This window comes from Pleomorphomonas diazotrophica, assembly GCF_002844595.1.
Lineage (GTDB): Bacteria > Pseudomonadota > Alphaproteobacteria > Rhizobiales > Pleomorphomonadaceae > Pleomorphomonas > Pleomorphomonas diazotrophica.
Map to the genome: position 1 here is coordinate 145,757 of NZ_PJNW01000011.1, position 22,806 is coordinate 168,562.

Below are 22,806 nucleotides of genomic sequence, written 5' to 3' on the forward strand. Positions count from 1 at the left end.
GTTGGGGACGCGGCGCTTGCTCAGTCGGCTCGCGACAGGGCCAGTCGGACGCCAAAGGCGATGAAGACGGCGCCGGTTACCCGGCTGATCCAGAGGCCGGCGCGTGAAAAGGCGGTCCTGACCTTGGGCATGGTCAGGAAACACGACACCGCCGAGAACCAGAGAATGAGACAGGTGGCCATGACGAGGCCATAGCCGCCTTTCACCAAGGCGGGGGTCTGATGGCTGACCAGCGCCGAAAAAAGGGACAGGAAAAACAGGATCGGCTTCGGATTGAGGGCATTGGTCAGAAAACCGAGGCCAAAGGCCTTGACGTCGCTCATCGGCGCCGCAGCCTCGGCGCCCGGTTCAGGCAGCTTCGGCGCCGGCGCTCGCAGCGCCATGATGCCCATGTAGGTGAGATAGGCGGCACCGGCCCACTTGATCACCGAAAACAACAGCAGCGACTGCGAAACGATGAGGCCCAGGCCGAGAATGGTATAGGTCAGGTGGAACAGCAGTGATGTGCCGACGCCGAAGGCAGTGAGGATGCCGGCCCGCCTGCCGTGAACGAGGCTCTGGCGCATCACCATGGCGGTATCGGCCCCCGGCGCCACGATGGCAAAGGAGAAAACGGCCATGACGCCGGCGAGTTCGCCCAGATAAGGAGACATCGGCTTCCTTTCGGATATGAGAGACCGCTTTGCCGAAGGCGGGGATGCCCCGGGCCATACACCGACGGGCAAGCCGTCCCTCTGTACCGGAGGGAGGCCCACCGTACCGGTTACTGGACTAGAGGTCGAGAACGAGCCGCTGCGGGTCCTCGAGGTTCTCCTTGACGCGGACAAGGAAGGTCACCGCCTCCTTGCCGTCGATGACGCGATGATCGTAGGACAGCGCCAGATACATCATCGGCCGGATCTCGATCTTGCCGCCGACCACCATCGGCCGTTCCTGGATCTTGTGCATGCCCAGGATGCCCGATTGCGGCGCGTTGAGGATGGGTGTCGACATCAGCGAGCCATAGACGCCACCGTTGGAGATGGTGAAGGTGCCGCCCTGCATTTCCTCGATGCGGAGGAGGCCGTCACGGGCGCGCTTGCCGTATTCGCCGATCTTCTTTTCGATGCCGGCGATGGAAAGCTGATCCGCGTCGCGCACCACCGGCACGACGAGGCCCTTGTCGGTGCCGACGGCGACGCCGACGTGGTAGTAGTTCTTGTAGACGAGATCCTCGCCGTCGATCTCGGCATTGACGGCCGGAATCTCCTTCAGCGCCTGCACCACGGCCTTCACGAAGAAGCCCATGAAGCCGAGCTTGACGCCGTGCTTCTTCTCAAACAGGTCCTTGTAGGATGCCCGGAGCGCCATCACGCCGGTCATGTCCACCTCGTTGAAGGTGGTGAGCATGGCAGCGGTGTTCTGCGCCTCCTTGAGACGCCGAGCGATGGTCTGGCGCAGCTTGCTCATCCGGACCCGCTCTTCGCGGCCGGCGTCGTCAGCGGCAACCGGGGCGCGGGGCGCCGATGGGGCGGCAGGCGACGGGGCCGCGGTGCGGACGGCGGCAACGGCCGCGAGCACGTCTTCCTTCAGCACCTGGCCGCGCTTGCCCGAGCCGCTCTCAACGGTCGCGCCGGTTTCAGCCATGACGCGGGCGGCGGCAGGCGACGGCGGCACCGACGCGGCGGCCTTGGCAGGTTCGATCGGCTTGGCCGCGGCAACCGGTTCGGCCGGCTTGGCAGGCTCGGCAGCCTTCGGTGCCGGGGCGCTCTGCGACGCCGCGCCGAGTGATCCCAGGAGGGCGCCGACACCGACGGTCTCACCCGCCTCGACCAGGATTTCCGACAGCGTGCCGTCGGTCGGCGCCGGCACCTCGATGGTCACCTTGTCGGTCTCAAGCTCAACCAGCGGCTCGTCAGCCTTCACAGCCTCGCCGACCTTCTTGAACCAACGGCCGATGGTCGCCTCAGTGACCGATTCGCCGAGCGTCGGAACGCGGATCTCGTTGCTCATTTGAGCTTTTCTCCAGATGCGAAAAGGGGTGGAGGCGGCCGGGCGGCCGCCCCGTAGGCCGGTCAGCCGAGCGCTTCGTCGAGGAAGGCGGCGAGTTGGGCGAGATGCTTGGACATCAGGCCGGTGGCGGTGGCAGCCGCCGGTGCCCGGCCGGCGTAGCGGGCCCGCGGAACCTTGGCGCCGATCTGCTTCAGGACCCATTCGAGATAGGGGTCGATGAAGGTCCAGGCGCCCATGTTCTTGGGCTCTTCCTGGCACCAGACATGCTCGGCGTTCGGGAAGCGGCTGAGCTCATTGACCAGCGCCTTGGCCGGGAAGGGATAAAGCTGCTCGACGCGCAGGAGATAGATGTCGTCGATGCCGCGCTTCTCGCGCTCCTCGAGGAGGTCGTAATAGACCTTGCCGGAACACATCACCACACGGCGGATCTCGGCGTCGGGCTTGAGGCGCACCGTCACCGTCTCGGGATCCGACTGGGCGTGATCCCAGAGCAGGCGGTGGAAGGAGGTCTCCGCCCCCATGTCGGCGAGCTTGGACACCGCCCGCTTGTGACGCAGCAGCGACTTCGGAGTCATCAGGATCAGCGGCTTGCGGAAGTCGCGGGTCAGCTGGCGCCTCAGGATATGGAAGTAGTTGGCCGGCGTCGTGCAGTTGGCGACCTGCATGTTGTCCTCGGCGCAGAGCTGCAGCCAGCGTTCGAGACGACCGGACGAATGCTCCGGTCCCTGCCCCTCGTAGCCGTGCGGCAGCAGGCAGACGAGACCGGACATTCTGAGCCACTTGCGCTCGCCACCGGAGATGAACTGGTCGAACACCACCTGGGCACCATTGGCGAAGTCGCCGAACTGCGCCTCCCAGAGGGTGAGCGCATTGGGACGAGCCAGCGAGTAGCCATACTCGAAGCCGAGCACCGCCTCTTCCGACAGCATCGAGTTGATAACCTCGAAGGGCGCCTGTTCCGGGGAAAGATTGGCGAGCGGAATGTAGCGCGCCTCCGTCTCCTGATCGTAGAGCACGCTGTGGCGCTGGCTGAAGGTACCGCGCTCGCAATCCTGGCCCGACAGACGGATCTTGTGGCCGCCGAGGGCGAGCGAGCCGAAGGCCAGCGACTCGCCGAGCGCCCAGTCGATGCCCTCGCCGGTCTCGATCGCCTTCTTGCGGGCGTCGAGGAAGCGCTGGATGGTGCGGTGGACGTTGAAGGTCGGGGGCACCGAGTTGATCTTGAGGCCGATTTCCTTGAGCGTCTCGATATTGACGCCTGACTGGCCGCGCCGCTGCTCGTCGAAGCTGTCGGCCACCTTGAGGCCCGCCCAGGCGCCGTCGAGCCAGTCGGCCTTGTTGGGCTTGTAGGCCTGACCTGCCTCATACTCCTGATCGAGCTTCTGGCGGAAGGCCGCCTGCATGCCGATCACCTCGTCCTGGCTGACGACGCCCTCATCGATCAGCTTCTTGGCGTAGATCTGCAGCGTCGTCGCGTGGCCGCGGATCTTGGAATACATGATCGGCTGGGTGAAGCCCGGCTCGTCGCCTTCGTTATGGCCGAAGCGACGGTAGCAGATCATGTCGATCACCACCGGCTTGTGGAACTTCTGCCGATAGTCGATGGCGACCTTGGCGGCATAGACCACCGCTTCCGGGTCGTCGCCGTTGACGTGCAGGATCGGCGCCTCGACCATCTTGGCGACGTCGGACGGGTAGGGCGACGACCGCGAGAAGTGCGGGTTGGTGGTGAAGCCGATCTGGTTGTTGACGATGAAGTGGATCGAGCCGCCGACGCGGTGACCGCGCAGCTGGCTGAGGCCGAAGCACTCGGCAACGACGCCTTGGCCGGCAAAGGCCGCGTCGCCGTGCAGCAAGAGCGGCAGCACCTTGACGCGCTCGCGCAGGGGAATGATGTCGCCTTCCCAGACGGTGGCGGACACGTCCTGCTTGGCGCGCACCTTGCCGAGCACCACGGGATTGACGATCTCGAGATGCGACGGGTTGGGCGTCAGGCTGAGGTGCACCTTGTTGCCGTCGAACTCGCGGTCCGAAGAGGCGCCGAGGTGATATTTGACGTCACCCGAGCCCTCGACGTCGTCGGGGGCATAGGACCCGCCCTTGAACTCGTGGAACAGCGCCCGGTGTGGCTTGGCCATCACCTGGGTCAGGACGTTGAGGCGACCGCGATGCGGCATGCCCAGCACGATCTCCTTCACGCCGAGATTGCCGCCGCGCTTGATGATCTGCTCGAGCGCCGGGATCAGGCTTTCACCGCCATCGAGGCCGAAGCGCTTGGTGCCGGTATACTTGACGTCGAGGAACTTCTCGAAACCCTCGGCCTCGATCAGCTTGTTGAGAATGGCCTTCTTGCCGTTCTCAGTGAACTCGATCTGCTTGTCCGGCCCCTCGATGCGCTCCTGGATCCAAGCCTTCTCCTCGGGCGAGGAGATGTGCATGAACTCATAGCCGATGGTGCCGCAGTAGGTACGCTTCAAGATGTCGATCATCTGGCGCACGGTGGCGTATTCGAGGCCGAGCACGTGATCGATGAAGATCGGCCGGTCCATGTCGGCTTCGGTGAAGCCGTAGCTCGCCGGATGCAGTTCCTCGTGGTCGAGCTTCTTGGCGACGCCGATCGGGTCGAGATCGGCGTGGAGATGGCCGCGCATGCGATAGGCGCGGATCATCATGATGGCGCGCACGGAATCGAGCGTCGCCTGCCGGAGCTCCTCGGCGCTGATGCCGGCCGGCTGCGCCTTCGCCTCGATCTTCTTTTCGAGGATCTTGCTGGCTTCGGGCCAGTTGCCGTCGAGGGCGGAGACCAGTTCGCCATTGACCTTGGGCGGCCAGTCGGGCCGCGACCAGCTCGCGCCCCGCGCCCCGCGCCCCGTCGCCGGCTCGGACAGAGCGCCAAAGAACTCCCGCCACTCGGGGTCGACCGAATTGGGATCGGCGAGGTAACGGGCCTCAAGGGCCTCGATATAGGCGGCATTGCCGCCGTAGAGGAACGAAGTCCCGGCGAAAGCGTCGTTATCGTTCTGCCGTGCCATGTGCGTTTCGGAGCCGTCCGCTCCGTCCTCGCGTTCCGGCGACAGCAGGATCGCTGCGCCGCTGGTAGATTGGGAACCCGCGGGAAGCGCTCGCTCCTTCGCGGGTTCCGTTCGGCTGAAGCCTGTTCAGCCCTTAAGACGCTCGGCGAGCGTGCGGCCAAGCTGAGCGGGCGATGGCGAGACGACAATGCCGGCCGCTTCCATGGCAGCGATCTTGTCTTCCGCCCCACCCTTGCCGCCAGAGATGACCGCACCGGCATGACCCATGGTGCGGCCGGGCGGCGCGGTGCGCCCGGCAATGAAGCCAACCATCGGCTTCATGCGGCCGCGCTTGGCTTCATCTTTCAGGAACTCAGCCGCAGCCTCTTCGGCCGAACCGCCGATCTCGCCGATCATGACGATCGACTTGGTTTCGGGATCGGCAAGGAAGAGTTCCAGCACGTCGATGAACTCGGTGCCTTTCACGGGATCACCACCGATACCGACGGCGGTCGTCTGGCCGAGGCCTTCGTTGGTGGTCTGGAACACAGCTTCGTAGGTAAGGGTTCCCGACCGCGAAACAATGCCGACCGAGCCCCGGCGGAAGATGGAGCCGGGCATGATGCCGATCTTGCATTCGCCGGGCGTCAGCACGCCCGGGCAATTGGGACCCAGGAGGCGCGACGTCGAGCGATCGAGCCGCGCCTTCACCTTGACCATGTCGAGCACCGGAATGCCTTCGGTGATGGTGACGATCAACGGCATCTCGGCATCGATCGCCTCGATGATCGAGGCGCCGGCCGCCTTGGGCGGAACGTAGACGACAGACGCGTTGGCGCCGGTCTTCTCGCGCGCTTCGGCAACGGTGTCGAATACGGGAAGAACCGCTTTGCTGCCGTCCGGCAGCGTGCCCTCCCAGGTGGAGCCTCCCTTGCCCGGCGTGACGCCGGCAACCATTTTCGTGCCGTGATAGCCGAGCGCCTGCTCGGTGTGGAACGTGCCGGTCTTGCCGGTCAGGCCCTGGACGATGACCTTGGTGTCCTTGTTGACGAGAATGGACATCGCGTCAGGCTCCCTTCACGGCGGCGACGATCTTGCGGGCGGCATCGTCGAGGTCGTCGGCGGCGATGACATCGAGGCCGCTGTCGGCGATGATCTTCTTGCCAAGGGCGACGTTGGTGCCCTCCAGGCGAACGACCAGCGGCACCTGCAACCCAACTTCGCGCACGGCAGCGATGACGCCCTCGGCGATGACGTCGCACTTCATGATGCCGCCGAAGATGTTGATCAGGATGCCCTTCACGGCGGGGTCGGCCGTGATGATCTTGAAGGCCGCCGTCACCTTCTCGCGGGAGGCGCCGCCACCGACATCGAGGAAGTTGGCCGGCTCGGCACCGTAGAGCTTGATGATGTCCATGGTGGCCATGGCCAGGCCGGCGCCGTTGACCATACAGCCGATGTTGCCGGAGAGCGCCACATAGGCGAGGTCGTGCTTGTGCGCCTCGATCTCCTTGTCATCCTCCTCGGTGAGGTCGCGCAGCGCCTCGACATCCGGGTGACGGAACAGCGCATTGCCGTCGAAGGACACCTTGGCGTCGAGAAGGCGCAGGTGGCCGTCCTTCAGCACGATCAGCGGGTTGACTTCCAGAAGGCTCATGTCCTTGTCGATGAAGGCCCAGTAGAGCAGCGGGAACAGGGTTTCGGCGTCCTTGGCCGCGGCACCCTCCAGCTTCAGCGCCGACACGATGGCGGCGACGTCGGCGGCCGTGACGCCGGCCTCCGGATCGATGGCGACGGTGACGATCTTCTCGGGCGTATCGTGGGCGACGGTTTCGATGTCCATGCCGCCCTCGGTGGAGACCACGAAGGCGACGCGACCGACCGCTCGATCGACCAGCAGCGAGCAGTAGAGCTCGCGGGCGATGTCGGCACCATCCTCGATGTAGAGGCGGTTCACCTGCTTGCCGGCTTGGCCGGTCTGCTTGGTGACCAGTGTCGCGCCCAGCATCTGGCGCGCAAACTCGATAACCTCGTCGACCGAGCGGGCGAGGCGAACGCCGCCCTTTTCGCCAGCGGACGCTTCCTTGAACCGACCCTTGCCACGACCGCCGGCATGAATCTGGCTTTTCACGACCCAGAGCGGACCGGGGAGAGACCGGGCAGCCGCCTCCGCCTCACCGGCGGAAAAGACGGGCACACCGGCGGCGACAGGCGCGCCGAACCCCTTGAGCAGGGCCTTTGCCTGGTATTCGTGGATGTTCATCCGGAAGTCCTTGGCTGGGGAGTGGGGAGGCTAACTGAGTGAAAATGCGGATGGATTCGCCAGAGACGAAAAGGCCGGGTCGCCGTCTGGCGGCCCGGCCCATGTTTTCAGGTGATCAGGCCAGCGCCGGAGCGATGGTCTTGCAGGCTTCGATCAGACCCTTGACCGAGGCAACCGACTTCTCAAAGCCGGCCTTCTCGTCGGACGACAGCTCGAGGTCGACGATCTTCTCGACGCCACCGGCGCCGATCATGGCGGGCACACCGACGTAGGTGTCGTTCACGCCGAACTCACCCTTGAGATAGGCGGCCACCGGCAGGACGCGCTTCTTGTCCTTGAGGTAGGACTCGGCCATGGCGATGGCCGAGGCGGCCGGCGCGTAGAAAGCCGAACCGGTCTTCAGGAGGGCGACGATCTCGCCACCGCCCTTGCGGGTGCGGTCGACGATGGCATCGAGCTTCTCCTGGGTGGTCCAGCCCATCTTGACCAGCTCCGGCAGCGGCACGCCGCCAACCGTCGAATAGCGGATCAGCGGAACCATGTCGTCGCCGTGGCCACCGAGGGTCATGGCATGAACGTCCTCGACCGAAACGCCGAACTCGTCCGACAGGAAATAGCGGAAGCGGGCAGAGTCGAGCACGCCGGCCATGCCGACGACCATGTGGGTCGGCAGACCCGAGAACTTCTGCAGCGCCCAGACCATGGCGTCGAGCGGGTTGGTGATGCAGATCACGAAGGCCTTCGGGCAGTACTTGGCAATGCCGGCGCCGACCTGTTCCATGACCTTGAGGTTGATGCCGAGGAGGTCGTCGCGGCTCATGCCGGGCTTGCGCGGCACGCCGGCGGTAACGATCACCACGTCAGCGCCTTCGAGGGCCTCGTAGCTGTTGGTGCCGGAGAGCTTGGCGTTGAAGCCCTCAACCGGGGCCGTTTCGGCGAGATCGAGAGCCTTGCCCTGCGGCACGCCATCCATGATGTCGAACAGGACGACATCGCCGAGTTCCTTCTGGCCGGCCAGCAGGGCCAGCGTGCCGCCGATCTGGCCAGCACCGACGAGAGCGATCTTTTTCCGCGCCATTGATTATTACCTTTCCCTTTACGTAAAGGTTAGTTAGATCGAAATCGATCGGCATGGAATTACAATGATCGCGAGTCGCGTGCAAGCGAGACTATCGGGGAAAGTCAACTTTCCACGAAGACGATACCGCTTTGCCAGCCCACTTCTTCATGCAGTAGGTGACGCGAACGTCACGCAGTCAGAGATTGCCGGTGCGACACATCGGCGGCTTGGTGCAGCCAAGCCTCCGAACGCATCTCGATGAGGCGAGAGGCCGTGCGGGCAAACTCCAGGGCTTCGTTGCCCCCCGTTGCGCGATAGAGATCGGCCGGCTCGCCATCAGCCGTCAGCACCAGCGCCCGGCCGGCGTCGTAAAGCACATCGATCAGGGTAATGAAACGCTTTGCCCGGTTGCGCTCGCCGGCGGCAAGACGCGGAACGCCGGTGACCATCAGAAGATCGAAATGGCGGGCGATGGCTCGATAATCGGTGGCGCCCAGCGGCTGATCGCAGAGTTCGGCAAAGGTGAAGCGGGCGCGGCGACCGGCAGCACGCGACACATGTACCAGCCGCCCCTTGACGCGGAGGTCGCGAGCCTCCTCGCCTCCGGTCGACAGGCCAGCCCACAGGTGCTCGGCAGCAGCGTCCGTCGCCGGCACCAGCGGTGAGAGATAGACGTCGGCGGCCGAAAGCCCTTCCAGCCGGTGATCGGCTCCATCCTTGAGATGGACGATCTCGCAGCGATCCTTCAAAAGACCGACGAAAGGAAGAAAACTCTGGCGGTTGAGACCGTTCCAGTAGAGACGGTCGGGGGCGATGTTGGACGTGGCGACCAGGGTCAGCCCCAGGTCGAAGAGGCGACTGAACAGACGGCCGAGCAGCATGGCGTCGGCAATGTCGGTTACCGAAAACTCGTCGAAGCACAGAAGCTGCACGTCGCCCGCCAGCGTCTGGGCCACGATCTCGACGGGATCGCGCGCATCACCGGCCGCCATGGCCCGCCGCGCCGCCGCGATGGCCTCGTGCATGTCGGCCATGAAGGCATGGAAGTGCTGTCGTCGCTTCCTCTTCACCGGCGCCGCCGCGTGAAAACGGTCCATGAGCAGCGTCTTGCCACGCCCGACTCCGCCCCAGAGATAGAGGCCGCGGACCGCCGGCGCTGGCCCCACCGGAATGACACCGAGGAGACGACGGCGCGGCGGCGGCGCAGCGAACCGTCTGAGCAGCCGATCGAAGGCGAGGGCGGCCTGCCGCTGGGCGGCATCGGCCGTCAGCCGGCCGGCGGCGACCTCGCCATCGAGCCAGAGGGCGATTTCGCCGGCCGGCGTATCAGCCATCATGCCGGATGTCAGCCGCGGAAGAACTGCACGCCGCGCTTGCTGACGTCGGTCTGGCCGGAATAGCGATTGGGAGCGGCAGCGTAGAGACGGGCGACAACGGCGCCGGAGGCGTCCTTCAGCAGAATCTCCTTGCCGGCGACATCCCAGGCACCGACCGCCTTCAACTCGTCGGACACACAGCCGCGCGTCGAGGCGCGGTAGCCGCCGCTCCAGGCGGTGAGATTCATCGAAAGCTGGCAGGTTTCGCCGGCCGAGGCGAGCGTCCAGCCACCGATCAGATCGGCCTTGCGCACCTCGGCGGCGGTGGCCGGGTCGGCCACAGGCTGGGCCAGCGTGAGGTCGGTCGTCGGCTGGGGCATTGCCACCGGCGCCGGCAAAGCCTGGCTCGCCACGGGGTTGACCGGCTGGGGCGCCAGCGGCGCGATGCGCGACGACGGAGGCGGCGGCGAGTAGCTGCTGCACGCGGCGAGCGCGAGGACGGACATGACGGAGGCGGTGGCAATGATGCGCATCAGGTGAGGCTCCCAGGGGGCGAGGAGAGGACGCCGTGGCTCCCGGCGTGATTCTCTCCAGGCAATGGCAGTGGATGATAGCCGCCCCAGTCCTTGAGTGGAACTGGAGGCCGAAAAAACTTGAAAATAGCGACAAATGCTCAACGTTGACGTTGCACGGAAAGCGCGAAGGCCGCAAGATGAACAGGCGTCCGGGCGGGGAGCACGTCGTATGTTGTCCTTTGTTGCGCGTGTGTTGGGGCTGGTACTGTTTGCCATCGGTGTTGTGGCACTGATTTCCGACGGGATCTCGTCGGTCGCCGCCGACGCCGTGGTGATGACGCCGCTGTCGGGGAGCCTTTCCCTTATCGCTCCTGATTTTGTCGATCGTATTGAATCATCACTGAGACCCCTCGTCGGAGATGCGGCGTGGGCAGAATGGGGTTCGGCGGTGCTTGCTTGGCCAACCCTCGCCGTCGCCGGCATTTCGGGCATTTTTCTGATGCTGGCCGGTGCCCGCCGCCCGCCGCGCGCCACGAGGAGCCATGTCGGCTTCACCACCTGAAAAGGTCGTGCTCGGCATAGACGCGGCCTGGACGGCGACCAATCCGAGCGGCGTCGCCCTCGCCTCCAAGACCGGCAGTGGTTGGCGCTTGATCGCTGCGGCCTCTTCCTTTGAGGAGTTCGTCGGTCTCGCGGGCGGAACCGAAATCAGTCCCCCCGCCCTGATCGCCGCAGGGACCTGCTTGGCAGGGCAAAGCCCCGACCTCATCGCCGTGGACATGCCGATGATGGACGTCCCCATTCTCGCGCGCCGGGCCGCCGACAACGCCGTCAATCGCGCCTATTCGGGCCGCAGCGCCGGCACGCACTCACCGACCCTCGATCGCCCCGGCGCGGTGGGCCGAGCGCTGGAGGCAGGGCTCTCGGCAGCCGGCTACCCTCTCGCGACCCTCGATATCAGGCCGCCTTGCCGCATTGAGATCTACCCGCATCCGGCGCTGATCGAGATTACCGGCGCAACAAGGCGTCTCGAATACAAGATCAGCCGTACCGGTCGCTATTGGCCCGGCCTGCCGCTCACCGAGCGGAGACTGCGTCTTTTCAAGGTATGGGAGGCCATCGTCACTGCCCTCGACGACATGCTGCCTGGAAGCGCCGCGGCTCTTTCCCTGCCGTCGGCTGAGGCGCGCGGCCGGACCCTCAAGGCCTTCGAGGATCGTCTCGATGCCGTCGTCGCCGCGCTCGTCGGCGCCATGGCGCTTGACGGCCGAGCTCAGCCTTATGGCGACGCGACGTCGGCGGTTTGGGTTCCGAAAGCTCGCGACCGACCGGCTGAACAGGTGACGACGCCCCGGCGGGTATGACTTCTGGCTCCCACAGGCCCGAAGAACAGGGTGTCAGGCGGCCAGGAGGAGCCCGGCCCCGAGCAGGAGGCAGCCGTAAGTGGCCAGCATGCCGGCGGCGCGGAAAGGCCTGGTCGCTGCCAGTATACCCAAGGCGTGCAGCAGCCGACCCCCGATCAGCAATCCCGCCAGGCACCAAAGCCAACCGGGGGAAACACCGCGGAACTCGTTCAGAACGAGCAGAAGCAGACCAAGGGGCACATATTCCGTGAAGTTCCCCTGAGCTCTGATCCTCCTGAGCAAGGTCTCATCCGATCCCTGCCCGATGTCGACGCCCACCGCCATCCGCCGAAAGCTGACGGGGAGACTCAACGCCACCAACAAGATGGCCGCAATGGCCGCGGTTATGCCTGATACGGTCAGCATCCTCGCACCTCCAGGGTCACAATGTTGCCACGTTACCATCGTTCTTGCATTATGCAAGCACCATGGTCACGGAGGCGGAGATGGAATTTCGGTCGGGCTGCCCCATCGCATCGACGCTGGACATCGTGGGAGATCGTTGGTCCCTGGTCATCCTGCGATCGATGGTCATGGGTGCCCGAAGCTTTTCCGATCTCCTCGCCATGCCCGAGGGCATCTCGACGAACATACTCTCGGAACGCCTGAAACGCCTTGAGCAGGCCGGCATCATCAAGCTCAGCGAGAAGGGCTCGGGCTCGAAACGGGGAGCCTATCGGCTGACGAGGAGCGGCGCAGAGCTATTGCCGGTCCTGAAATCGCTCGCCACCTGGGGCGAGCGAAACCTTCCGGACAGATGGACGATACCGGCGCGCTTCAAAGCCATGGACCCGGACGACCCGAGCCTTCTCGGATAGCGCCCGGACCATCGCAGTTCCTCAAGACACCCGGGACACCAAAGCGTCTCGGCAAAGCCAAAGGACCTCAAACGTCCAGATTGGCGACCGACAGCGCGTTGGTCTGGATGAACTCCCGTCGCGGCTCGACCTCGTCGCCCATCAGGCGCTCGAAGATATCGTCGGCCTCGACCGCCTCGCTGACATGCACGCGCAGCAGCGACCGGGCATTGGGGTCAAGCGTCGTCTCCCAGAGCTGCTCGGCGTTCATCTCGCCGAGACCCTTGTAGCGCTGCATGGAGATGCCCTTGCGGCCGGCCGCGTAGACGGCATCCAGCAGGGTGCGCGGACCGCGCACGACGATCTCACTGTCCCGACGCCGGAGCACGGCGGCGGAACCGTAGACGGCGGCAAGATGCTCATGGTGGCCGGTGAGCTTGCGCGCGTCGGCCGAAGACAGCAGCGCCGCGTCGATGATGCTGGTTTCGGTAACGCCGCGCACGATGCGACGGAAAGCCAAGCTGCCGTCCGGCATGGCTTCGCCCGTCCAGCCCTTCTCGAACTCGTCGGCGATGACGTCGAGCCGAGCGGCAACGCTGTCGGCGGCGTTCTGCGCCGCGGCGGGGTTGCCGAGTAGGCGCGCGTCGAGGGCGCCGGCGATCGCCGCCTGTTCGACGACGTCGTGATTGTAGCGGTGATGCAGCCCTTCGATCAGGCCGCGGACGGCACGTGCCCGATCGACGATAGCGCGAAGGTCCTGCCCGGCACGCGCCTCACCGTCGGCGAGCTTCAGCACCGCCTCGTCGAGGCCCTGGGTCACCAGGAAGTCTTCCAGCGCCCGCTCGTCCTTCAGATACTGCTCGGACTTGCCGCGCGTCACCTTATAGAGCGGCGGCTGGGCGATGTAGATATGGCCGCGCTCGATCAGCGCCGGCATCTGCCGGAAAAAGAAGGTGAGCAGCAGCGTACGAATATGGGCGCCGTCGACGTCGGCGTCCGTCATGATGATGATCTTGTGATAGCGCAGCTTGTCCGGATCGAACTCGTCGGTACCGATCGACGTGCCGAGCGCAGTGATCAGCGTGCCGATTTCAGCCGACGACAGCATCTTGTCGAAGCGCGCCCGCTCGACGTTGAGGATCTTGCCGCGCAGCGGCAGAACCGCCTGGAACTCACGGTTGCGGCCCTGCTTGGCCGAGCCGCCGGCCGAGTCTCCCTCGACCAGGAACAGTTCGGTGTTGGCGGGGTCGCGGTCCTGACACTCGGCGAGCTTGCCCGGCAGCGAGGCCATGTCGAGCGCGCCCTTGCGGCGGGTCAGCTCGCGCGCCTTGCGGGCCGCCTCGCGGGCGGCCGCTGCTTCGACCACCTTGCCGACCACGGTGCGCGCCTCGGCCGGATGCTCCTCGAACCAGGTGGAGAAGGCTTCGTTGAGGGCACTCTCGACAACCGGGCGCACCTCCGACGACACCAGCTTGTCCTTGGTCTGGCTGGAGAATTTCGGGTCAGGCACCTTCACCGACAGGACACAGGTCAGACCTTCGCGGCAGTCGTCGCCGGTCAGCGTCACCTTCTCGCGCTTGGAAATGCCGGCGCTCTCGGCATAGCTCGTCACCTGACGCGTCAGTGCCGCGCGGAAACCGGCAAGGTGGGTGCCGCCGTCACGCTGGGGAATGTTGTTGGTGAAGCAGAGCACGTTCTCGTGGTAGCTGTCGTTCCACCAGAGCGCGACCTCGACGGTGATGCCATCCTTCTCGGCCGCAACCAGGATCGGCTTGGATATCGCCGGCTTCTTCGAGCGGTCGAGATAGCGCACGAAGGCCTCGAGCCCGCCCTCATAATGCAGTTCCTCGATACGCGGCTCGACGCCGCGATTGTCCTCGAGAACGATGCGCACGCCGGAGTTCAGGAAGGCCAGCTCGCGCAGACGCCGTTCCAGCGTCGCGAAGTCGAAGTCGGTGACGCCCTTGAAGGTCTCGTGGCTGGGCATGAAGGTCACCTCGGTGCCCTTCTCGCCAACGGCCGTGCCGGTCACGGCGAGCGGCGCGTCCGGCACGCCGTTCGAGAAACTCATCTCGTGGACCTGGTCATGCCGCCAGATCCTGAGCTTCAACCAGACCGACAGCGCGTTGACCACCGATACGCCGACGCCGTGCAGGCCACCCGACACCTTGTAGGAATTCTGGTCGAACTTTCCGCCGGCGTGCAGCTGGGTCATGATGACCTCGGCCGCCGACACGCCCTCTTCCTTGTGGATGTCGGTCGGAATGCCGCGACCGTTGTCGCGAACTGTGCAGGAGCCGTCGGCATTGAGGCGGACCTTCACCACGTCGGCATGCCCGGCCAGCGCCTCGTCGATGGCATTGTCCACCACCTCATAGACCATGTGGTGCAGACCTGAACCGTCGTCGGTGTCGCCGATATACATGCCGGGGCGCTTGCGCACCGCGTCGAGCCCCTTCAGCACCTTGATGGATTCGGCGCCGTAATCATCGGGGTCGTAGGCTGTGGTGTCGGTCATGGAGGCCTTCGTTTCTCGTCTCGGGAACATCCCGCCAGAGTTCTCATAAAGGCTGGCGGGGGCGGCTTCAACCACCCTCGGAGGCAGGCTGAAACCCGTTATTTTTCAAGGTTCTCGCGAAGCAGAGGCTTCGCTCGTCCGGCGGTCGGGGCACCATGGTCCGCCAATCGGGTGGAAATGCGGCGAATCAGGCTCAAAATTCCCGGAAATCCGGCTCGCCGGCTTCGGGAATCACGATGATTTCCGCCTCTCCGGAAAAGGCCTCGAAAGGTGCGGCCTCGGTGCCGGTCATGAAGGCCTGGACGCCAAGCGCGGCGATGAGGTCGACCAGCGCCCGGCGCCGGCGGGCATCGAGATGGGCGGCCACCTCATCGAGCAGCAACACCGGCGGGCTGCCGGTCAGCTCGGTGACCAGAGCTGCCTGCGCCAGCACCAGGCCGGTGAGTAGCGCCTTCTGCTCGCCGGTCGACGAGGCCGAGGCCGGCATGTCCTTTCCGGCATGGCGGACCGAAAGGTCGGAGCGGTGCGGACCGACGAGCGTCCGGCCGGCGGCGCGGTCGCGGGAACGGCCAGCCCGGAGATCGGCCCTCAGCCAGTCCTCGACGTCGGCCGCCGCCGCGCCGTCGAGCGCCGTGTCGACGTCGCCCGTGAGCTGGACGACGGCGCGCGGAAAGGCGCCGTCGCCGTCCGGCCGCGTCTCGATCAGTCGCGCGAGGCAATGGACCGTCTCGCGACGGGCGGCAGCGACCGCGACGCCAGTTGCGGCAATCTCGGATTCCAGGGCATCGAGCCAGGCGGCGTCGGCCTCGCGCGCCTCAAGGAGGCGATTGCGGGAGGAGACCGCCTGCTCGTAGACGGCAACGCGCCGACCGTGCGCCGGATCGACTGCCAGCACCAGACGGTCGAGGAAGCGACGGCGGTCGCCAGCCGACCCGACGAACAGGCCGTCCATGGCGGGAATGAGCCAGATCAGGCGGAGGTGGTCGGACAGTCGCTCGCTGCCCTTCTGCGGTTCGCCATCGACAAGCACCCGCCGGCCCGGCTCGTCAGGGACGGAGCCGGTGCCGATCCGTACCACGCCATAGGCCCCCTCGACGTCGGCCAGCACGGAAAAGCCGCCGGAGCCGCCGAGCCGGGTCATTTCGGCCAGCGTCGCCCGGCGGAAGCCACGGCCGGGAGCGAGCAGCGATAAGGCTTCGAGAATATTGGTCTTGCCGACGCCGTTCTGGCCGACGAGCACCACCGACCGGCCCGGAAAGTCGAGCGAGAGGTCGGCATGGTTGCGGAAATCGTTGAGGCGAAGGCGGCTCACGCGCACCTTCGCCTCCGGACGGGACTCTGTCATGGCGTTCCAGCGGCGGCCGATCACACCCGCATGGGCATCAGCACGTAGAGCGTGGCGCCGTCACCGGCATCCTGGATCAGGGTCGGCGAGCCGGCGTCGGCGAGGTGGAACACCGCCGTCTCCGAGGTGAGCTGGCCGGCGATGTCCAGGAGGTAGCGGGCGTTGAAGCCGATTTCGAGCGGCGTGTCGCCGTAGTCGACCATCACCTCTTCGGTGGCGGTGCCCGAATCCGGGTTGACCACGGTCAGCACCATGCGCCCCTCGGCAAGCGTCAGCTTCACGGCGCGACCGCGCTCGGACGAGATGGTGGAGACACGATCGACGGCCTCGGCGAACTCGGCCTTGTCGACGCGCAGTTCCTTGTCGTTGCCCTGCGGGATCACCCGGCCATAATCGGGGAAGGTGCCGTCGATCAGCTTGGAGGTCAGCACCACGTTGCCGACCGTCAGCCTGATCTTGGCGTCCGACAGCTCGACCTTCAGTTCGGCCTTGGGATCCTCGATGAGGCGCTGGATCTCGCCCACCGTCTTGCGGGGAACAATGATGCCGGGCATGCCCTCGGCCCCCTTGGGGGCGGCGATGTCGGCACGGGCGAGGCGATGGCCGTCGGTGGCGACGGCCCGGAACAACGACCCGTCCGGCCCATCGACCGTGTGCAGGAAGATGCCGTTCAGGTAGTAGCGGATCTCTTCGTTGGAGATGGCGAACTGCGTCCGATCGATCAGACGCTTGAGATCGCCGGCTTCCAGCGTGAAGGCATGGCTGAGCTCGCCGACGGTGATGTCTGGGAAGTCGCTTTCCGGCAGCATCTGCAAAGAGAAGCGCGAGCGACCCGAGGAAATGGACAGCGTGGCGCCATCGGCCGACGCTTCAAGCGAGACCTGCGACCCCTCGGGCAGCTTACGCACGATGTCATAGAACATGTGCGCCGGCACCGTGGTCGCTCCGGGGCGCTCGACAAGCGCCGGTACCGACTCCTGAGCCTCGAGGTCGAGGTCGGTTGCCTTCAGCTTGAGCTGGCCGTCATCGGTGCGGATCAGCACGTTGGAGAGAATCGGAATGGTGTTCCGACGCTCGACGACACGGTGGACGTGGGTAAGGGAAGCGAGGAGGTGCGACCGCTCCAGCGTAACGCGCATGGAAAAACCCGTCTGTCGTGGCTGCCGCGCCCTGGTCGGCCGCACTGGGTGCGACCGGCGCGGCCTCCGGAAAATCTGGCGATGAACATCCACCGATCCGGCAGGACCTGCCTTACCGAGCCGCGGCTGCTCCCGTAAACCATCCGAAGCCTCCGCCGAACTGCCTGATGCTGCAGTCAGGACGGCGATTGCTCTAGGCCGTTCTCCCCTCGCCGCCGGGGCGGCTGCGGGGAAAAGCACATTACGGCAACTGCTGATTTCCGCAAGCCAGCATGCCGTTGACGGCACGGGTTTTCGCCGGCGTTTTTCGTTTCCAGACCTGGGATCAGGCCTCAAGCATGCGCTTCAGCACCTCGATCTCCTGCGTCAGCGCCTCGTCGGAGCCGATCATCTCCTCGACCTTGCGGACCGCATGCAGAACGGTGGTGTGGTCGCGGCCACCGAAGCGACGGCCGATCTCCGGCAGGGAGCGCAGCGTCAGCGACTTCGCCAGGTACATGGCGATCTGCCGCGGCCAGACGATGGAGCGGGTGCGGCGCGAGGACAGGAGATCCTGCTTGGAGACGTTGTAGTGCTTGGAGACGACGCGCTGGATGTCCTCGATCTTGACGCGGCGGGTATCGGTGACGCGAATGAGGTCCTTCAGCGTCGTCTCTGCCATGGTGAGCGACAGCGTCAGGCCGGTCAGCTGATTGTGGCCGGCAAGGCGCGTCACCGCGCCCTCGAGGTCGCGACCCGATGTCGTGACGTTGCGGACGATGAAGTCGATGACGTCGTCGGGAACGGAGAAGCCGGGCATATGCTGGGCGGTGAGCGCGATGCGGCGCTCGATGATCGACCGGCGCGTTGCCGCGTCGGGGGCGCCGATTTCAATCAGCAGGCCGCCGGAAAGACGCGAGCGAACGCGTTCATCCATGGTCTCGAGCTCGACCGGCGGTCGGTCGGCGGCGACGATCACCTGCCGGGCGCCGTCGATCAGCGTGTTCACCGTATGGCAAAATTCCTGCTGGATCTGCTTGCCGTGCAGGAACTGCATGTCGTCGATGACCAGGAGGTCGATGGTCCGGAGCGCTTCCTTGAAAGCGAGCGCCGACTGGGTCTGCAGCGACTGCACGAAGCGATACATGAAATGCTCGGCCGTCAGATACAGCACGCGCATTTCCGGATGCTCGGCCTTGAGCCGATGGGTCAGGGCCTGCAGGAGATGCGTCTTGCCCTGGCCGACGGAGGAATGGATGTAGAGCGGATTGAACTTGACTCCGGAGGCTGAGCCGTCGGCAACCTGGCGGGCGGCGGCCAGCGCCAAGCGGTTGGAGGCGCCTTCAACGAAATTCTCGAAGGTATAGCGAGGGTCGAGCGGGGAGGAGATGTCATCGAACAGCCGAGCGGAGGCGGCATCGGCAACCGGGCGCAGAGGCACGGCAGCGCGGGGCGCCGGAGCGCTGGCCGGGCGAGCCGCTTCCGGCGCCGCGAAGCGGGCCGGCGTCTCGACCTTGGCGCGCATGGCGGAGCGGACCGACACTTCGACCTTGCGGTAAGCAGGGCCTTCGGCCTGCCAGAGAGCGGCGAGCTTGTCGCGATAGTGGGTAGAGATCCAGGTCTTCAGGAAGCGGCTCGGCACCGAGAGCCAGACGGTGCCGCCCTCGATCTGCTCGACATTCATGCCGGCAAACCAGCAGGAAAACACCTCGTCGCCGAGATCGGCCTTGAGGCGGCCACGAACGCGCGCCCACGCATCGGCATGACCAACTGCCGCTCCAGCGACGCCGCAGGCTTCCGCTTCCAACATATCTCGGCCTCCATCTAACTCTATACCAGTCTTTCACGCGAAGGTCGCTTCCGCCGGGAGCGCCCTCCGTTTGCCTTCCGGACGCAACGTCCGAAGGCCGCTTGTACCGCCAGCTATCCGCCGGCGAGGTTGGAACCCCTTCCTTGCGGATGAAGCCCCCTTCAGGTTTTGCCGGCCGCAGGGCCGACAGCAGCACTCATGGCGGGCCAAAGCCCGTCATTCACCGGAGCCACGAGGTTCCGGAACTCAGCATGTGATCAATGTGACAGCTCTCCCGATCTGCGCGTACCACGCCGGCCGCATGGCCGCCCCCGTCCAACGCATCGGTTCAACTCTGGATCCAGGGCAGACCGCTCGCCTTCCAGCCATCGACACAGCCCCTGTGCCGATCTGGGCCGAGCGCGCCCTCAAAACCACCTGCCACGTTTAAGGCCCGCGAGAACCCGCCGGCCGTTGCCGCGGTTGCCGCAGATCGACTGCGCGCTCCCGACCGGCAAATGAAGTAGAGCGGAGCGTCGGCGCCGACGCCAAGGTCGGCGAGCGCTTCCTTGAGCTCTTGGGCGAACGCCGTGTTGACGGCCATGTCCGGAAAGCGCTGCCACTCGATGAGCAGCACCCGCTTGCCGATGCTTTCGAGATCCGGAAGTCCGACGAAGTTCCATTCCGCCACAGTCCGGACATCGATCAGCGCAGCCGAGGGATCAGCGGCAAGCGCCTCCCAAGTCTGGCGCACGCCAACGTCCCCTGCGTAGCCTGGATCTTCGTTGAATGATCCCGAACTCAAGATCGCCCCACCACCCCGAAATGAACCAAACAGAAAAGACAAAACAAATCCATGCGCAAAATGCGCATATATCTTGAGTTATCTTTCCTGGATTGAGTTGGCTACCTGCCTCGGCCTTCGCACTTTATGAATTACCGACGGCTAGCCCCCTGCTTTAGTTTACTTTTGCAACCGAGTTCTTGTCTCGCTCGCTTCAACTGGGCTGACCATACACAGGCCCCATGGGGGGAGCAAGAGCCGAATCTTCCTATGTCGTTAACCCGGTTTTTACCGGAGAGGACGCCCCTCGAAAAGCGAACGGTGAACGCTAGGGGATTCAAAGATTTGCACGCACTCACCCGGCAAAACCCTCTTTGGTCGTACGCCGGCTGCCCCGCCATTCATTAGCCGCGTTTTCGTTTCCGAGGCCCCGGATTCTTCCTTGCCTGAATCTGACGTATGATTAACTTATTGTTTTTGAAGAGAAAAATCTGACAGCCGACTCCCAGGCCAGCGAGGCTGTCGGACCCGTCCACGCAAGCCGGAAAAGCAAAAGGGCCCAGCTCAAAGCCGGGCCCAGATAGGCTTATCTTGGCAAAAGGGAATCGCGCCGACGCCGTCAGGCGCCGATCATCAGACGCCGATCGACTTCAGGCGGGCCGCGAGACGCGACACCTTGCGGGAAGCCGTGTTCTTGTGAACGATACCCTTGGTCGCCGCCCGCATGATCTCCGGCTCGACGGCCTTGAAGGCTTCGGTGGCGGCGGTCTTGTCGCCGGAGGCGACGGCTTCCTCGAACTTGCGAACGAAGGACCGCATGCGACTGCGACGGGCCTTGTTGACTTCAGTGCGGGCCGCAATCTTGCGGGTCGCCTTCTTGGCCGACGACGTATTGGCCATTCTCAAGCCTTTCTCTCTCCCGGCCGCGCCGGGACTTGTTGTTGAGCCGCCGCGGCTGCCGGACCCGGCCACACGGACGACGTAAAACTATCAGGCGGCCGACGACCGCCGGCCACCGTCCTTGGGGCGGGCTTATAGACGCTGGAACGGCCGGCGTCAACGCCGTCAGCGCTGGCAAGTCGGACAAAAGAAGGTCGAGCGCCCGGCCTGACGGATTCGCACCACCGTCCCGCCGCAGCCCGGCCGCTGGCAAGGCTCATCCTCGCGATCGTAGACGGCGAAGCGGTGCTGGAAGTAACCAAGCGTACCGTCGGCCCGCATATGGTCGCGCAGGGACGAGCCGCCGGCATCGATCGCCTCGGCGATGACGGTGCGGATTGCCGAAGCGAGCCTTTCCGCTACCAAGGGATCGGCGAGCGCCGACGCCGGCCGGCGCGGGTCGAGCTCCGCCCGCCAAAGCGCCTCGCAGACATAGATATTGCCAAGGCCGGTGACGATCGTCTGATCGAGCAGCGCCGCCTTCAGCGGCGTCCGCCGATCGGCCAGGACGGCGAGCGTCTCGGCGGAGAAGCGGTTGGACGTCGGCTCGACACCAAGCCCGGCGAGGCGTGGGTGCCGCTCCAAGTCGGCACTCGGCAGGAGATCCATGAAGCCGAAGCGCCTCGGGTCATTATAGATGACAGCCGTGCCGCTCTCGAGCTGAAAGCGGACATGGTCGTGACGGGTATCGCGCGAGCGGGCAAGGGCGAAGGCGCCCGGCGTGGAGCCAGTCGAACCCTCGGCAGTCTCTATCCTGAACGACCCGGACATTCCGAGATGGGCGAGCAGCGTTTCACCGCCCTCCATGTCCCATAGAAGATATTTCGAGCGACGGCCGAGGCGAAGAACGCGCTGGCCGGCCAAACGCTCGGCAAAGCGCTCCGGAAAGGGATAGCGAAGGCCCGTCCGCGCCAGCGCGACGTTCACGATGGTTGCGCCTTCCAGGACCGGCTGAAGGCCGCGGCGCACCGTCTCAACTTCCGGCAACTCAGGCATGCGCTGATCGGCTCCCTTTCGCGACTGAGGTCGCAGCCAACATAGCGCCCGCCCATCTCTTCGGCTATGGTCGCGGGCGCGCCACGGGCGCGAAGCTCACGGCAGGACGGGACGGACGATGACGGACAACAGCACTTCCTTCGGTTTTCGCGAGGTCAATCCGGGCGAAAAGCAGGGCCTCGTCGACAGCGTCTTCCATTCGGTGGCCGGTCGCTACGACCTGATGAACGACCTGATGTCGGGCGGCCTGCACCGGCTCTGGAAGGATGCCATGGTCTCTCGCCTCGCCCCGCCGCGCTCGGGACGGCGCCCCTTCAAGGTGCTCGACATGGCCGGCGGCACCGGCGACATCGCCTTCCGCATCGCCGAGCGCTCCAACCGCACCGCCGACATCACCGTCGCCGACATCAACTCGTCGATGCTGGAGGTCGGCCGCGAGCGGGCGCGGGCGCGCGGCCTCGACAGGCTGGAGTTCGTCGAGGCCAATGCCGAGAATCTGCCCTGGGCGGACGCCAGCTTCGAGGCCTATACCATCGCCTTCGGCATCCGCAACGTGCCACAGATCGACAAGGCGCTGTCCGAGGCGTTCCGCGTGCTGAAGCCGGGCGGCCGCTTCCTGTGCCTGGAGTTCTCGCATGTCGACGCGCCGGTCGCCGACAAGGTCTACGACCTCTACTCCTTCCACTTGGTGCCGAAGATCGGCCGCGTCGTCGCCAAGGACGAGGAGAGCTATCGCTATCTCGTCGAATCGATCCGCCGCTTTCCCGACCAGGAGCGCTTCAAGGCGATGATCGAGGCGGCCGGCTTCTCCCGTGTCGGCTATACCAACATGACGCTCGGCGTCGTGGCGCTCCACGTTGGCGTCAAGATCTGAAATCAATTCGCGAAGATGCTGACGCGTCATGAACGGACCGTCGTGAGGCGCGCCTCACGCCATGACGCCACCGAGGAAACAGCCTG

At 65.3% G+C, this 22,806-nt stretch carries 20 protein-coding genes; 4 read left to right on the forward strand and 16 right to left on the reverse strand.

Annotation, left to right across the window (positions count from 1 at the left end):
* Nucleotides 1–20: 20 nt before the first annotated feature.
* From CXZ10_RS14055 to CXZ10_RS21565, 8 genes are all read right to left on the reverse strand, one after another.
* Nucleotides 21–653, reverse strand: coding sequence for a LysE family transporter (locus CXZ10_RS14055; protein ID WP_101289972.1), 633 nt, complete (start codon nt 651–653; stop codon nt 21–23).
* A 118-nt stretch (nt 654–771) separates the two neighbouring features.
* Complete coding sequence (gene odhB, locus CXZ10_RS14060) at nt 772–1,992, reverse strand: 2-oxoglutarate dehydrogenase complex dihydrolipoyllysine-residue succinyltransferase (protein WP_101289973.1); 1,221 nt, start codon at nt 1,990–1,992, stop codon at nt 772–774.
* Between the two features lie 62 nt (nt 1,993–2,054).
* Nucleotides 2,055–5,024: a 2-oxoglutarate dehydrogenase E1 component gene (locus tag CXZ10_RS14065; protein ID WP_101289974.1), complete on the reverse strand. Its 2,970-nt coding sequence runs from the start codon at nt 5,022–5,024 to the stop codon at nt 2,055–2,057.
* A 126-nt stretch (nt 5,025–5,150) separates the two neighbouring features.
* Nucleotides 5,151–6,065 carry a succinate--CoA ligase subunit alpha gene (gene sucD, locus CXZ10_RS14070; RefSeq protein ID WP_101289975.1) on the reverse strand — a complete coding sequence of 305 codons (915 nt, stop codon included), beginning with the start codon at nt 6,063–6,065 and terminating at the stop codon, nt 5,151–5,153.
* Between the two features lie 4 nt (nt 6,066–6,069).
* The gene (gene sucC, locus CXZ10_RS14075; protein ID WP_101289976.1) at nt 6,070–7,266 is read right to left on the reverse strand and encodes an ADP-forming succinate--CoA ligase subunit beta; all 1,197 of its coding nucleotides are present in this window, start codon (nt 7,264–7,266) and stop codon (nt 6,070–6,072) included.
* A gap of 115 nt (nt 7,267–7,381) precedes the next feature.
* Entirely contained in the window at nt 7,382–8,344 is a 963-nt protein-coding gene (gene mdh, locus CXZ10_RS14080) for a malate dehydrogenase (RefSeq protein WP_101289977.1), read from the reverse strand.
* A 170-nt stretch (nt 8,345–8,514) separates the two neighbouring features.
* Entirely contained in the window at nt 8,515–9,663 is a 1,149-nt protein-coding gene (gene zapE, locus CXZ10_RS14085) for a cell division protein ZapE (RefSeq protein ID WP_210199934.1), read from the reverse strand.
* 8 nt (nt 9,664–9,671) lie between these two features.
* Entirely contained in the window at nt 9,672–10,175 is a 504-nt protein-coding gene (locus CXZ10_RS21565) for a protease inhibitor Inh/omp19 family protein (protein ID WP_180335997.1), read from the reverse strand.
* A gap of 211 nt (nt 10,176–10,386) precedes the next feature.
* Here CXZ10_RS21565 and CXZ10_RS21570 point away from each other — a divergent pair, with 211 nt between their 5' ends.
* Both CXZ10_RS21570 and CXZ10_RS14095 read left to right on the forward strand, forming a co-directional pair.
* Nucleotides 10,387–10,719, forward strand: coding sequence for a hypothetical protein (locus tag CXZ10_RS21570; RefSeq protein WP_180335998.1), 333 nt, complete (start codon nt 10,387–10,389; stop codon nt 10,717–10,719).
* Nucleotides 10,700–11,521 (forward strand): DUF429 domain-containing protein, encoded by an 822-nt coding sequence (locus CXZ10_RS14095; RefSeq protein WP_101289979.1) that lies wholly within the window; start codon nt 10,700–10,702, stop codon nt 11,519–11,521. The genes CXZ10_RS21570 and CXZ10_RS14095 overlap by 20 nt, the downstream gene beginning before the upstream one ends.
* Nucleotides 11,522–11,554: 33 nt before the next feature.
* On the opposite strand, the gene CXZ10_RS14100 is transcribed toward CXZ10_RS14095, so the two are convergent.
* A complete protein-coding gene (locus CXZ10_RS14100; protein WP_101289980.1) occupies nt 11,555–11,926 on the reverse strand; it encodes an MAPEG family protein in 372 nt (123 codons plus the stop codon).
* Between the two features lie 80 nt (nt 11,927–12,006).
* Between CXZ10_RS14100 and CXZ10_RS14105 the strand changes: the two genes are divergently transcribed.
* Complete coding sequence (locus tag CXZ10_RS14105) at nt 12,007–12,378, forward strand: winged helix-turn-helix transcriptional regulator (RefSeq protein WP_101289981.1); 372 nt, start codon at nt 12,007–12,009, stop codon at nt 12,376–12,378.
* Nucleotides 12,379–12,445: 67 nt separating this feature from the next.
* Here the strand turns inward: CXZ10_RS14105 and gyrB are convergent, their stop codons facing one another.
* From gyrB to mutM, 7 genes are all read right to left on the reverse strand, one after another.
* A complete protein-coding gene (gyrB, locus tag CXZ10_RS14110) occupies nt 12,446–14,875 on the reverse strand; it encodes a DNA topoisomerase (ATP-hydrolyzing) subunit B (RefSeq protein ID WP_101289982.1) in 2,430 nt (809 codons plus the stop codon).
* A gap of 193 nt (nt 14,876–15,068) precedes the next feature.
* Nucleotides 15,069–16,220, reverse strand: a complete 1,152-nt coding sequence (recF, locus tag CXZ10_RS14115) for a DNA replication/repair protein RecF (protein ID WP_101290125.1) — start codon at nt 16,218–16,220, stop codon at nt 15,069–15,071.
* Nucleotides 16,221–16,240: 20 nt separating this feature from the next.
* Nucleotides 16,241–17,359 carry a DNA polymerase III subunit beta gene (gene dnaN, locus CXZ10_RS14120; protein ID WP_101289983.1) on the reverse strand — a complete coding sequence of 373 codons (1,119 nt, stop codon included), beginning with the start codon at nt 17,357–17,359 and terminating at the stop codon, nt 16,241–16,243.
* A gap of 325 nt (nt 17,360–17,684) precedes the next feature.
* Nucleotides 17,685–19,148 carry a chromosomal replication initiator protein DnaA gene (gene dnaA, locus CXZ10_RS14125; RefSeq protein ID WP_101289984.1) on the reverse strand — a complete coding sequence of 488 codons (1,464 nt, stop codon included), beginning with the start codon at nt 19,146–19,148 and terminating at the stop codon, nt 17,685–17,687.
* A gap of 328 nt (nt 19,149–19,476) precedes the next feature.
* Nucleotides 19,477–19,881, reverse strand: coding sequence for a rhodanese-like domain-containing protein (locus tag CXZ10_RS14130; RefSeq protein ID WP_244617159.1), 405 nt, complete (start codon nt 19,879–19,881; stop codon nt 19,477–19,479).
* 663 nt (nt 19,882–20,544) lie between these two features.
* Nucleotides 20,545–20,811 carry a 30S ribosomal protein S20 gene (rpsT, locus tag CXZ10_RS14135; protein WP_101289986.1) on the reverse strand — a complete coding sequence of 89 codons (267 nt, stop codon included), beginning with the start codon at nt 20,809–20,811 and terminating at the stop codon, nt 20,545–20,547.
* A 165-nt stretch (nt 20,812–20,976) separates the two neighbouring features.
* A complete protein-coding gene (mutM, locus tag CXZ10_RS14140) occupies nt 20,977–21,846 on the reverse strand; it encodes a bifunctional DNA-formamidopyrimidine glycosylase/DNA-(apurinic or apyrimidinic site) lyase (protein ID WP_101289987.1) in 870 nt (289 codons plus the stop codon).
* Between the two features lie 118 nt (nt 21,847–21,964).
* On the opposite strand from mutM, the gene ubiE reads away from it, so the two are divergent.
* Nucleotides 21,965–22,720 carry a bifunctional demethylmenaquinone methyltransferase/2-methoxy-6-polyprenyl-1,4-benzoquinol methylase UbiE gene (gene ubiE, locus CXZ10_RS14145; protein ID WP_101289988.1) on the forward strand — a complete coding sequence of 252 codons (756 nt, stop codon included), beginning with the start codon at nt 21,965–21,967 and terminating at the stop codon, nt 22,718–22,720.
* Nucleotides 22,721–22,806 lie beyond the last annotated feature (86 nt).